We start from the raw sequence: 12,358 nt of genomic DNA, 5'->3' as shown, positions 1-12,358 counted from the left end.
TCCCGGGAGGAGGTGTGCCGCCCGCCGGGGACGACCGGCAGAGGGCGCGCAGGAAGGCGTGTAACAGATCCTGCAACAGGCGTGAAACTTGCTGCAACCGGACACTAGGGGAGGTCCGCGGCCTCGTCAACCGCTCCGCCGACCGGGACCTAGGCTCATCCCGTGCCCGACTCCCCCACGGCTTCCCGTCCCGCCGTCGCGCCCCTCGACGGCCTCGGCCTCGCGGCCGGGGTCGGCGCCTACGTGCTCTGGGGCGTGCTGCCCCTCTACTTCCCGCTGCTGCAGCCCGCCGGGGCCGTCGAGATCATCGCGAACCGCGTCGTCTGGTCGCTGCTGTTCTGCGTCCTGCTGCTCGGCGTCACCCGGACCTGGGGCGCGTTCGTCACCGCGCTGCGGCACCGGCGCACGCTCGGGCTGCTCTCCATCGCGGCCGTGCTGCTCGCCGTCAACTGGCTGGTCTTCGTGTTCGGCATCCTCACCGACCGGGTGGTCGACGCCGCACTCGGGTACTACATCAACCCGCTGGTCACCGTCACTCTCGCGGTCGTCGTGCTGCGCGAGAAGCTGCGGCCGGTGCAGTGGGTGGCGCTCGGCTTCGGCGCCGCCGCCGTCGTCGTCATCACCGCCGGCTACGGGCAGCTGCCGTGGATCGCGCTCACGCTCGCGCTCAGCTTCGGGTTCTACGGCCTGATCAAGAACCGGGTCGGCCGCAGCGTCGGCGCCGTGCCGGGCCTGGCCGTGGAGACCCTGGTCCTCGCACCGCTCGCGCTCGGCTACCTGGTCTGGATCAACGCGGCGGGGACCGGGACGTTCGCCACCGAGGGGCTCGGGCACGCGCTCATCCTCGTGTCGTCGGGCGTCGTCACCGCGATCCCGCTCCTGCTCTTCAACTCCGCGGCCCGACGCCTGCCGCTGGCCATGCTCGGGCTGCTGCAGTACATCGCGCCGACCCTGCAGCTGATCATCGGCGTCGTGGTGCTCGGCGAGCAGATGCCGGCCGCGCGGTGGTGGGGCTTCGGTCTCGTGTGGGTCGCGCTCGCGGTGCTGACGGTCGACGGCGTGCGCACCGGCCGGTCCCAGCGGCTCAGCCGTCGCGCGGTCGAGGTCAGCGCCGGCTGAGGGTCGCGTCGACCACGATCGCCGTGACGTTGTCCCGGCCGCCCGCCGCCAGCGCGGCCGCGACCAGCCGGTCCGCCGCCGCCTGGGACCCGTCCTGCGCCGCCCGCAGCTCGGCCTGGATCCGCGCGTCCGACAGCTCGTCCGTCAGCCCGTCGGAGCACACGAGCATGCGGTCGCCCGGGCTCACCGGCAGCAGCCAGACGTCGGGCTCGACCTCCGACGCCCCGCCCCCGAGCACGCGGGTCACCACGTTGCGCCGCGGGTGCCGGCTCGCCTCGTCGGCCGTCACCAGGCCCTGGGCGACCAGCTCCGCGACCTCCGAGTGGTCGTGCGTCACCTGCTCGAGCACGCCGCCGGCCATCCGGTAGGTCCGCGAGTCGCCGACGTTCAGCACCAGCCAGCACGGGGTGTCGCCGTGCACCGTGAGGACCACGCCGGTCGCCGTGGTGCCCGGTCGGCGGCCGGTGGTCGACGGCAGCTCTCGCACGGCGGCGTGCGCGGCGGCGACCGCGCGCCGGACGTCGTCGGTGGTCGGCATCGGGTCGGCGAGGGTCTTGAGCACGGCGATCGCGGTCGCGCTGGCCACCTCGCCGGCGTCGTGACCGCCCATCCCGTCGGCGACCAGGAAGACGCCGTCCGACGCCCAGAGGCTGTCCTCGTTCTGGTTCCGCCGCGCCTGCGCGGTCGCCACGCCGACGTCGAGGCCGACGCGGTCGTCGATCATCGCGGCACCGTCGTGCGGCGCCGGCGGACGCCGACCATGCGCGCGCCCAGCGCCGTGAGGGCCACTGCGGTGAGCCCGCCGAGCACCCACCACGCCGCATCCCGCCGCGGTCCGGCCAGCGGCGACGCGACCACCGTCGTGTCGATGACCTGCGCCGGCACCACCTGGGCAGTCGGGCGCGGGCGGGTCGGGCTGTCGGGACCCGCGGCGGACCCGTCGTCGACGAAGTTCACGGCCGACGCCGGCCGCACCACGCCCCAGCCGACGAGGTCGTCGCGCGTCGCCGGGTCGAGCCGCGCGGCCGTGACCTCCAGCCGGTAGGCCCACTGCGCGGGCGTCTCGTCCGGGTGCTGCTGCGCGAGCAGCGCCGCCGCGGCGCTCACGTACGCGGTCGCGTAGCTGCTCGACGCCTCGACCCCGAGCATGCAGTCGCCGCCGCCGGGCAGCGTGGTCAGCACGTTCGTGCCCGGCGCGGCGACGTCGACGTGCGGCCCGTGCACCGAGTCCTCGGTGGCGTTGCCGTCGACGTCGACCGCCGTGACCGACAGCACCTCCGGGTAGGCGGCCGGGTAGTGCGGCACGTCGGCCTTGTCGTCGGCGGTGTTCCGGTTGCCGGCGCTCGCGACGACCAGCGCTCCGGCCGCCGTGGCCTGGTCGACCGCGGCGCGCAGGGCCGGGTCGTCGACCGTGGTGCTCATCGAGACGTTGATGACGCGCGCACCCTGCGCGGCGGCGTAGGCGATCCCGGCCGCCATCCGGCCCGCGTCGGGCGCGACGCCCTCGCGGGACGCCTGGTCGTCGTCCGCGTAGTACACCCGCACCGGCAGGATCGTGGCGTCCGGCGCGAGCCCGACGACGCCGGACCCCGGCACCAGCCGGGCCGCGATCTCGCCGGCCACCGCCGTGCCGTGGCCGTACACGTCGGTGCGGCCGGTCGTGTCCGCCGCGACCCCGACGAGGTCGGTGCCCAGCACCACCGCGCCGGTCAGGTGGGGGTTGCTCGAGTCGACGCCGGAGTCGACGACCGCGACGAGCACGCCGGCCCCGGTCGCCGTGGTCCAGGCGAGGTCCGCCGACAACCGGTCGAGGTTCGGCGGCCGGGTCGCGATCGGGACCGGGTTGTCGAGCTCGCAGGCGCTGTCGGCGGCGAGCGCGGGCGAACCGACCCCGACGAGGCCCGCTGCGAGCGCCAGGGCCGCCGCGCCCCCCGCCAGGCGTCGGATCATGCGCCCGCCGACCCCACCGGCATCGCCGCCGCGTCCTGCGTGAGCGCGGGACCCGCGGGCAGCAGCGCCGTCCAGGCGGGCGGCACCCGCGTCACGTGCGACGGCAGGTACCCGAGCCGGGCCAGCATCTCGTCGCTCGCGTCCGGCACGGGGAACGCCGTGCCGCTCTCGTCGACGAGGGACACTCCCCCGGCCCCGTCCTCGGTGGTGGCTGCGCGGACCAGCGCTCCGCCGCCGGGCGCGACCAGCACGCCCGCGGCGGCCTCGGGATCGACCGCCGTCGTCACCAGGGCGACCCGCACGTCGTCGCCCGCGGTCAGCCGCGCGCAGGCCGACCGGCCGTCCGGCACGGGGACGGGCGCGACCTGCGGCCAGTCCGCGGGCGCCACCGGCTCGGTCGCGGTGCGGACGCCCGCGACGTCGGCCGCGGACTTCTGCACGACGGCGGCGTCCTGGCCGGAGCCCAGCTCGTAGAGCGGCAGCGCCAGGTCGCCCAGCGGGGCGAGGTTGCCGTCCTGGTCGACCACGTAACGCTTGGTGTCGGAGCCGACACCCGAGACCTCGACCACCGTGCCGATGACCGTGTCGAGCGGGAGCCCCGAGATCGACGGGACCTGCTTGCCGACGTCGGGCAGGGTCACCGGCTCGAGGTCGGTGCCTGCGGGAAAGAGGTTGAGCCACGCGGCCGGAGCGGGTACCGGGGTCGCCGTGTCGAGGCCGAGGGCGCGCAGCACGGCCGACTGGTACTCGAGCGGGATCAGGTACCGCAGGCCGCCCGCGACGACGTACAGGTCGTCGGCGACGGACACGAGCACGCCCTGCTCGGCCTCCGTGAGCGCGGGCGGGGCGGTGGACTCGTCGTCGACGCCGTCCCCGTCGGTGTCGATCGGCAGGTCCACCCCGATCGTCGTCCGCGCACCGTCCGGCACGAGGCAGGACAGCCAGCCCGTGGCGACGAGCCGGTCCGCGGGCGGGGGCGAGTCGGGGGCGCCGGCGATGCCGATGGTGGCTCCGCGGGGTGTGTCCGCGATGTCGTCCTGCGAGACCTGCACCACGTGGAAGGCCGAGGACGGCACGACCAGGCGGGCGCTCGTGGTGTTGAGCACCGGGTAGAGCGTGCCCTTGATCGCGACGTACCGGGTGCCGACGTCCTTGACGACCACCAGCGAGCTGTCGTCCCAGCCGTTCGGGAGGGTGGGCTTGAGCAGGCCGTACGCCAGGCTGCCGAGCACCAGGATCACCGTCAGCAGCACCCCGGCGACGACGCCGCGCATGGGCTTGGTCGGCTCGAGCTCCTGACCGGCGGGCGCGCCGCTGACGAACGCGGTGAGGAGCCGGCGGCGGCTGTACGTCTGCGCCTCGACGAGGTCACGCTTGGACGCCATCGGCCGCTAGACCAGCCCGGCCGCGGCGACGCCGAGCGGCAGCAGGACCGCGAGGCAGGTCACCTCGAGCACGTCGCCGACCCGGGCGAGCCCGATGCGCTGCCGCGGGGCGACCAGGCCCACCCCGACGACCACGGCGGCGGCGGCCCCGGCCAGCACCACGAGCGTGCTGCGCCACGACGGGTGCTGGACGGCGGCGGAGAGCACTGTCGCGGCCAGCCCGACGATCCCGGCCGAGACCACGAGGAGGACGTCGAGACGCGAGTACGACTGGCGGCTGGACAGGAGCACGCCCGCGAAGCCGACGACCAGCAGGGCCGTGCCCACGGCGCCGGTCGCGACGACCGCGGGCGTGGCCAGCAGCGCGAAGAGCCCGACGGCCACGCGGAGCGACACCTGCAGCCGGTGCCCGCTCTCCAGCTGACGGCGCACGCGCTCCGGGTCGACCACCGGCGGGTCGAGGAGGATCTCCGCCTCCGTCCGGGCGCTGACCACGCGCAGTGGCGTGCTCGACAGCGCGAGCCACGGGACCCCGATGCTCGCGGTGACGACGATGGCGACGACGACCGCGAGCACCTCGCCCGCGCTCGCGTCGGTGAGGGCGACCGAGGCCCCGCTGACCGCGAGCGCGAGCCCGAGCACGACCGGGCCGGCCGCCAGCTCGCGGCGGTCGACGAGCGCCGGCATCGCCACGAGCCCCGTGACCACCAGCCCGAGCCCGGCCCACACGGCGGGCCAGCCCCACGCCGGAGCCGTCTCGCCGGCGGTCAGGCCGGCGACGCCGCCCAGGACGGTCGCGGCGAGCACGAGGATGCGGCCGGTGGCGGGCTCGCGGCCCACCCGGCCGACGACGGCGCCGCTCGCGAGCGCCAGCAGAGCGCCCGCCGCCGCGACGACCGGGGGCATCGACGCGGCCGGGTCGGCGCCGACGAGCAGCGCGGCCGCGACGAGAACCAGGGCGACCGCGCCCCACGCCGCGCCGAGGGCGCTGTCGCGGGCGGTCCACGGCTGGTACTGCGACTCGACGGCGTCGGCCACGGCCTCGACCACGTCGTCGTACACGCGCACCTCGGGCTTGCGGGCGCCCGACTCGAGCGTCAGCACCGCGCCGTCCTCGACCCCCGCGGCCAGCAGGCTGCGCGCGGAGTCGACGGGCTCGCCGTCGGCGCGGACCAGCCGGTAGCCGCCGTACACCGAGGCCGCGTCCAGCACGCCCAGGGTGCGCGCCAGGCCGGGGACGATCTCCGCCGCCGCGACGTTGCCCGGCACCCCGAGGTCCACGCGGCGGTCCCCGGCGGTCACGGAGACCCGCAGGAGCGTCCCGACGGGCGTCGGGGACGAGGTCGGATCGGTCATCGGCGTCCTTCTGGTGCGTCGGCGTGGGCCGATCCGCGTGAGGTCGTCGGTCAGCATAACCAGTGGCGTCCGCCCCGACCGCCGGACCTCCACGGCGCAGGACGGACGGGATCCGAGCGGTCCGCCGCGCGGGTGAACGCTGTCCACAGGCCGTCGCCTGGGGCGACGGCCGGTGTCCGTTTCGGTTAAGGTCCAGACGGTTCCGTGGGGAAGATCCCGCGGTCGACACCGCCCGACCCGGGGGGTGTCCCATGATTCGGTCCCGCCGTCTGGGGCCGCGTGCAGGGGAGGTGTCATGGCAGCTGAAGTCTCCGCAGCTGACGGTGCGCTCAAGCAGGGCGCGGACGTCGTCGCCCGGTCCCGTGGGGAGCTGCAGCGCGAGCTGAGCTCGCTGGAGGGCAAGCTGGCCGGCATCGGGTCGCACTGGCAGGGCCAGGGCGCCGTCGCGTTCAACCAGCTGATGGCTCGCTGGCGCGAGGACGCGACCAAGATCGTGTCCGCGCTCAACGAGTTCGAGTCGAACCTCGTCTCGTCCCAGTCCACCTACACCGCGTCCGACGACGCCCAGCAGTCGACGTTCTCGCGACTGCAGGGTCGCCTCGGCTGAACCACGAGGAGCTGACGATGAGCGACCTGAAGGTCAACTTCGGTGGCCTGGCCACCGCCGCCGCCGACATCCAGACCGGCGCCCGCCAGATCGAGGCCCGCCTGGCGGACCTGGACTCCTCGCTGCAGCCGCTGCGCGCCAACTGGTCGGGCGAGGCTGCCTCGTCCTACGAGGCGGCGCGCGCCAAGTGGACCGCCGCGATCGAGGACATGAAGGCCCTGCTGGCCGACGTCGGGCGCGCCGTGGCGACCTCGGGCGACGACGTCGCGCACCTCCACGGTGCGCGACCGCCGCGCTCAGCCTCACCGCACGACGGGCAGGGGGACACGCATGGGCACCGACCCAGGCACGCAGACGAAAGGTTCCACGGTGGCCGCAGGGGACATCCAGCTCGAACGCGAGGTCGTGAAGCAGCGCCTCGAGACGCTCGTGCACCTGCAGGAGTACGTGACGATGCTGCGCGACTCCCTCAAGGACCTGCTCGGCCGCCAGACCACCGGCACCTGGTCGGACGCGGGCGCGACCGCGCAGTTCGTCGCGCTCTACCGCCAGCAGCTGCGCTCGCTCGACTCCGAGCTGGCCAAGATCCGCAGGCAGATGGACGCGTACCACACGGCGCTGCACGACAACATGAAGGCGCTGGTCAGCACGGACGCGGACGTGCAGGAGCGGCTCATGCAGGTCGCCGCGCGCCTGAACGCCTCCCCCAACGGCGCCACGCCGCCGCCCGGCGTGCCGACCTCGGCACCGACGAGCCCCGCCTCGACCACCCCGGCGCCGAGCACGCACTCCGCCGGATGAGGCTGCCCGCACGCGCCTGCAGCACCGCCCTGGTGCTGCTCGGGCTGCTCACCACCGGCGTCTCCGCGGCCTCGGCCGCCGACGACCCGATCCGCGAGGGCGGCCACTGGTACATCAACCAGACCGGCCTGGCGGACATCCACCAGCGGACCACGGGCTCGGGCATCACGGTCGCCGTCATCGACGGCCCGATCAACCCGGGCATCGCCGACCTGGCGGGCACCGACCTGGTCACGCACGAGCCGTCGTTCTGCGCGACGACCGAGGGCGGCACCCCTCAGCAGTCCGTCACGGCCGACGTCGGCGCCGAGCACGGCACCGCGATGTCGGCGATCCTCGTCGGGACGGGGGTCGGGGTGGCCGGGCAGCCCGGCACGCTCGGCGTGGCGCCCGGCGTCCGCCTCCTGCACTACGCGGGCTCGCGGGGCGACCAGGCCGCCGACGGGACGCTGGGGCCGTGCTTCGCGCCGGCGGGCCGGACAGTCGGTGCCGTCCGCCAGGCGGTCGACGACGGTGCGGACATCATCAGCATGTCGATCACCGACGCCGACCAGGACTGGGCCGACATCGCCTACGCGCAGCAGCAGGGCGTGATCGTCGTGGCCGCGTCGCCGCACGACGGCGGGACCGGCCTCAAGCCGCCGGCCTCGGGCAACGGCGTCGTCGCGGTCGAGTCGATGGGCCCGGACGGCCAGCTGGCGGCGAAGAACAACACCGACCCGCGGCTGACGGTCGCGGCCCCGGGCGAGTACTTCGCGACGCTGACCGCGGCGGACGACTGGTCGGTCTACCAGTACACCGGCGGCTCCTCGAACGCGACGGCGTACACGTCCGGCGCGCTCGCCCTGGTCTGGTCGGCCTACCCGGGCGCGACGGCGAACCAGCTGATCCAGACGCTGGTCCGCAACACCGACGCCGAGGACCACGAGCTCGCGCACGACGACGCCTGGGGCTACGGCGCGGTGAACGTCCGGCACATGCTCGAGCACGACCCGACCGAGTACCCGGACGTCAACCCGCTGCTCACGGACGACCCGGACGTGCAGCCGAGCATCGCGGACATCACCGGGGCATCGACCGCCGGACCCACGGACCCGGCGAGCTCCCCGGACGCGACGACCGCGCCCGAGAGCGAGCCGGCCTCGGGCCCGTCGACGATGCTGGTGGTCGGCGGGATCATTGCTGCGCTGGCCGTCGTCGGTGTGGTGATCGCGGTCCTCGTCGCCCGACGCCGCACCGGCCCGACTCCACCGCCCACCTGACCGTGCCCGCCACGGCCGCCACCCAGCCATACCGCACGACCGCAGAGGGGAACAGACATGGGACAGCACGCTGACGACCTGAGCGCCTCGCTCGGCGCCGAGGTGGGGTCGCTGCACGAGGACACCGACCAGCTCGGCCTCATCGGCAACGCCGTGAGCTCCTACGCCCAGTCGCTGCGGTCGATGGCGACCGACCTGGGGCTCGGCGGCTCGACCGCGGACCTCGCCGGCGACAGCTTCGCCGAACTGGCCACGGCCATCGTCAACACGGCCGACCGGTTCGACGGGGTCGCGAAGTCCGCCGCCGCCGCGCGCTCGGCGATCCTGCAGGCCCGCGAGGACTACCGGGCCCTGCCCGACGGCGAGCTCAGCTTCGGGGAGCGGGCGGCCCTCGCCGCGGGCGGCACGGTCGCCCTCCCCGGCATCGGCACGGTCACCGCGATCGTCGCCGGGGGGATCTGGTCCGACCAGCGCGAGGCCGAGCGCGAGAAGGCGGCCCGCAAGGCGATCGAGACCCTGAACGCCTCGCTCCAGGCCGCCGGCGCGAGCTTCCCTCCCGCGACCGACGACTACTCCCACGAGGACGAGGGGCAGGGCCCCATCGGCGGCCAGCCCGGCGGCGGCAGCCCGTCCGGCAGCGGCAGCCCGGTCGGCGGCGCACCCACGCTCGGGCACGCGCAGCCCGCCACCCCGACCCACGGCATCGGCACGCCGACGTGGGGCAGCACCCCGGCGCTCCCGCCCACGACGACCGGTCAGCCCCCGACCACTGCCCCCCACCCCCACCCCGTCGACACGCCCGCCGAGCCACCCGTCTCGCTCCCGCCGACCACGGTCCACACGCCCGGCGACACGACGTCCGACGGCAGCGTCGACGGACGTGTCCCCGACTCGGGCGGCGGTGCCGGTGGCTGGAACGGTGGCGCGGGGGCGGGCGGCGGACTCGGGTCCGGCGGCGCCGCGAGCGGCGCTCTGGCGGGCGGCCTGGCCGTCGGCGGCACGGCGCTGGGCGCGGCCGGGCTCAACCGCCTCGGCGCGGGCGGCGGAGCAGGTCTCGGCGGTGCCGGCGGGGCGAGCGGTCTCGGCATCCTGCCCGGATCGAACGGCGCGGGCGGCTCGGCCCTCGGCGGCGCACGCGGCGGTGCCGGGTCGAGCCTCGCCGGTGCGGCCGCCGCCAAGGGCGGCACGGGCGGCGCCTCCGTCCTCTCCGGTTCGCAGACCGGTGCCGCGGGCACGGCGGCCGGCTCGCGCGGCGGGACGATGATGGCCGGCGGCGGCGGTGGCGCGGGCGGCGGCGGGTCGTCCAAGGGCAAGAAGCGCACCGCGCTGGGCTACCTGGCTCCGGACCTGGGGCTCGACGACGAGGACGGCTCCACGCCGGCCCTGGGCGCCGGGGCCAAGGCCGGGTCGCGCGAGGACGGCCCCGTCCTGAGCGAGCTCCCCGAGGTGGAGACGGGCGACGACGGCTGGTGAGCCACCGCTGAGCGGCGACCCGACGAGCCGGCCGTCCGCTCAGCGCGACGAGTCCAGCGACGGCCCCGCACCTCACCGGTGCGGGGCCGTCTCCGTGTCATGACGTGCGCCGGGGCCCGTCGTCGTGTCGCGAGGGGGGCGGCCGCCGTCGAGTGGCGAGACGCGTGCGGGGCACCCGGCTGGACGCAGGCGCCGTCAGCGCGGCGTGACTGCCTGGACGGTGAAGGTGCGGTCGCCGATGCGCACGGTCGACCCGGAGGGGACGACGACCCGCTGCTCGGGGGCCGCGCGGACGGACTGACCGCTCGGCAGCACGACGACCGTGCCGTTGCCCGAGCCGGCGTCGGCCACCCAGAACCCGGCGCGGTCCAGGCCGAATCGCGCGTGCGTGCGCGAGAGGCTCCGCTCGGGGTCGTCGATGGCGATGACGTGGTCGCACCGCTCGCCGGGCACCACCTGCGGGGCGCGGCCCACCAGCCCCGGACCGCTGACGGTCATGGCCTGCCCGGTGTCGAGCGTGACGACGTAGGCCGTCGGCGCCGGGACGACCGCCGGCGCGGGGGACGTCGCCACGGCCGCGGGAGCGGGCGGCGTCGAGGTCGCCACCGCCGCGGCGTGGACCGGCACCGCGACCGGCGCGCGGCCGCCGGAGACCCCGGACGTGGCCGCGAGCGGAGCGCGCGGGCCGCGGACGTCCACCACGACGGACCGTCCCACGTGGTCGTGCCAGCCCTGTCCGCGGCCGGCCTTGTCGAACGACACGGACCCGACGACCAGCCACTGCCCGAGGCCGGCGACGAGGTGACCGGCCGCGAGCACGAGCGCCCGCGGCACGCTGCGGGCGAGCCCGGGCGCGTAAGGGGTCTCCTGGCGGGCCGAGCGCAGGCCGAGCAGCGTGTTGCCGAACGTGCGTCCCGTGCGGGCCTCCCAGACGACGATGCCGACGATGACCTCGACGGCCGCGAGTCCGGCGAGCACGGCGCTGTGCGTGAGCGCGAGAACGACCCCGCCGGCGACGGACACGGCCAGGGTGTCGACGAGGAACGCCAGCAGCCGCTGCCCCACACCCGCGGTCCGCACGCCGTCGAAGGCGGCGCCGAGCGGTGCGGCGACCGGGTCCGGCTCGCGACGGCGCCGCGCGGCCACGGGGGGCGATGCGGGTCCGGGCGCACCGGGTCGCTGGGCCTCGACGACCACGACGGCCGCATCGACCGGGGTGCCGCAGGCCGTGCAGAAGCGCGCGCCGGGCCGCAGGGGCTTCCCGCACGCGACGCAGGCCTGGTCCGTCTGCACGCTCATCCCGACGTCACCCTCCGCAAGGTCTCGATCATGTCGGCCGCCACCAGGGCGGCGGGCAGGGCCAGCACCACGGCCAGGCCCTCGAGCGCGTCCGCCAGCCGCGAGGCGACGACCGACTGCCAGCCGCTGCCGAGCGCGATGGACAGCGCCGCCAGGCCGACGACGAGCACCAGGGCCACCATGGCGACGGGCAGGCGCCACGAAGCGTCGAGGGGGGCGCCCAGCGCGAGCTCGACGAGCACGACCGCGGCTGCGCCGCGGGGCACCCACCGGCCCACGGCGCCCCGCGCGGACCGGGGTCCCAGGACGAGCGCGACGACCACGCACGCCGACAGCACGAGGGCGCCGACGCCGGGCACCGTCCCGGGCTCGGCGGCGATGAGGACCACCGGCAGCAGCGCGGGTGGGAGGATCGACAGGACGACGGTCGCGGTGGCCTTGCGGCGCTCGGCGTGGCCGACGCTCGTCCCGACCTGGCGCTCGTTGACGCGGCCGAGCGCGCGCGGGCGCGGGCTGCGCACCGACGCCGCGGTCCGCGAGACGTGTGCGAGGTCGATGAGCTGCTCGTCGGGCACGCTCAGCGACAGCGAGGGGAGCAGTCGCAGGCCGAGCGGCGCCGCGCCCACGAGGACGGCGGCCGCGACGACCGGAGGGAGGCCCGCCAGCAGGACGGCGGACTGGACGGCCGCCGCGAGCGCGACGACGACGAGCACGACGCCGGCGTCGTCGGCACCCGCACCGGCCGCCCGGGTGGCGACCAGCCGGACACCCGCGACGACGGTGGCGACGACCAGGCCCACGGTGACCGCGAGCCGTCCGGTGGGACCGTCGACGGGATCGACGAGCAGCACGCCGGCGGCGAACCCGAGCGCCGGGCCCGCGACCGTCGCGGAGGCGACCGCCGCGGTGCGCCCGAGCGCGACGGCGACGGCGGCGACCGCGAGGACGGCCGCCACGACGGCCGCGGTCGGGTCCGCCAGGGCGGTCGACGTGAGCAGGACGACGAGCGCGACGACCACGCCGAGCACGGCCGCGAGCACGAACGCGCCCGCCTCGACGTGCGGCCGCCGCGTGACGACGTCGGGCCGACCGGCCGCCCAGCGACC

10 protein-coding genes and 2 pseudogenes are annotated in these 12,358 nt (G+C 76.1%); 6 read left to right on the top strand and 6 right to left on the bottom strand.

Annotated features, from left to right (window positions below; translation table 11 throughout):
- Positions 1 to 162 precede the first annotated feature (162 nt).
- On the top strand, positions 163 to 1,119 hold the full coding sequence (rarD, locus tag AC1DT4_RS16250; RefSeq protein ID WP_477090834.1) for an EamA family transporter RarD: 957 nt from the start codon (positions 163 to 165) through the stop codon (positions 1,117 to 1,119).
- Here rarD and AC1DT4_RS16245 read toward each other — a convergent pair.
- The 4 genes from AC1DT4_RS16245 to eccD are packed head-to-tail and all read right to left on the bottom strand — an operon-like array spanning position 1,106 to position 5,810.
- Positions 1,106 to 1,843: a PP2C family protein-serine/threonine phosphatase gene (locus tag AC1DT4_RS16245; protein WP_477090833.1), complete on the bottom strand. Its 738-nt coding sequence runs from the start codon at positions 1,841 to 1,843 to the stop codon at positions 1,106 to 1,108. The two genes, rarD and AC1DT4_RS16245, sit on opposite strands and share 14 nt — an antisense overlap.
- Complete coding sequence (locus AC1DT4_RS16240) at positions 1,840 to 3,069, bottom strand: S8 family serine peptidase (protein ID WP_477090832.1); 1,230 nt, start codon at positions 3,067 to 3,069, stop codon at positions 1,840 to 1,842. Before AC1DT4_RS16240 ends, AC1DT4_RS16245 begins: the two co-directional genes overlap by 4 nt.
- Entirely contained in the window at positions 3,066 to 4,454 is a 1,389-nt protein-coding gene (eccB, locus tag AC1DT4_RS16235; RefSeq protein WP_477090831.1) for a type VII secretion protein EccB, read from the bottom strand. The genes AC1DT4_RS16240 and eccB overlap by 4 nt, the downstream gene beginning before the upstream one ends.
- Before the next feature lie 6 nt (positions 4,455 to 4,460).
- Entirely contained in the window at positions 4,461 to 5,810 is a 1,350-nt protein-coding gene (gene eccD / locus AC1DT4_RS16230; protein WP_477090830.1) for a type VII secretion integral membrane protein EccD, read from the bottom strand.
- A gap of 295 nt (positions 5,811 to 6,105) precedes the next feature.
- On the opposite strand from eccD, the gene AC1DT4_RS16225 reads away from it, so the two are divergent.
- The 5 genes and pseudogenes from AC1DT4_RS16225 (at position 6,106) to AC1DT4_RS16205 (ending at position 9,953) form a co-directional block, all read left to right on the top strand.
- The gene (locus AC1DT4_RS16225; protein ID WP_477090829.1) at positions 6,106 to 6,417 is read left to right on the top strand and encodes a WXG100 family type VII secretion target; all 312 of its coding nucleotides are present in this window, start codon (positions 6,106 to 6,108) and stop codon (positions 6,415 to 6,417) included.
- A 17-nt stretch (positions 6,418 to 6,434) separates the two neighbouring features.
- Positions 6,435 to 6,677, top strand: a pseudogene (locus AC1DT4_RS16220) (WXG100 family type VII secretion target); the annotation flags it as partial.
- A 109-nt stretch (positions 6,678 to 6,786) separates the two neighbouring features.
- Entirely contained in the window at positions 6,787 to 7,218 is a 432-nt protein-coding gene (locus AC1DT4_RS16215) for a hypothetical protein (protein WP_477090866.1), read from the top strand.
- Entirely contained in the window at positions 7,215 to 8,480 is a 1,266-nt protein-coding gene (locus AC1DT4_RS16210) for a S8 family peptidase (protein ID WP_477090862.1), read from the top strand. The genes AC1DT4_RS16215 and AC1DT4_RS16210 overlap by 4 nt, the downstream gene beginning before the upstream one ends.
- 57 nt (positions 8,481 to 8,537) lie before the next feature.
- Positions 8,538 to 9,953 carry a hypothetical protein gene (locus tag AC1DT4_RS16205; RefSeq protein WP_477090828.1) on the top strand — a complete coding sequence of 472 codons (1,416 nt, stop codon included), beginning with the start codon at positions 8,538 to 8,540 and terminating at the stop codon, positions 9,951 to 9,953.
- Between the two features lie 195 nt (positions 9,954 to 10,148).
- Here AC1DT4_RS16205 and AC1DT4_RS16200 read toward each other — a convergent pair whose 3' ends face one another.
- Together AC1DT4_RS16200 and AC1DT4_RS16195 are read right to left on the bottom strand one after the other, a co-directional pair.
- Positions 10,149 to 11,252, bottom strand: coding sequence for an RDD family protein (locus tag AC1DT4_RS16200; RefSeq protein ID WP_477090827.1), 1,104 nt, complete (start codon positions 11,250 to 11,252; stop codon positions 10,149 to 10,151).
- A pseudogene (locus AC1DT4_RS16195) lies at positions 11,249 to 12,358 on the bottom strand (hypothetical protein); the annotation flags it as partial. The pseudogene AC1DT4_RS16195 and the gene AC1DT4_RS16200, both read right to left, overlap by 4 nt.

The sequence above is a fragment of the Cellulomonas sp. P4_D11 genome, from assembly GCF_056401915.1.
This window is presented reverse-complemented; position numbering and strand designations above follow the sequence as displayed.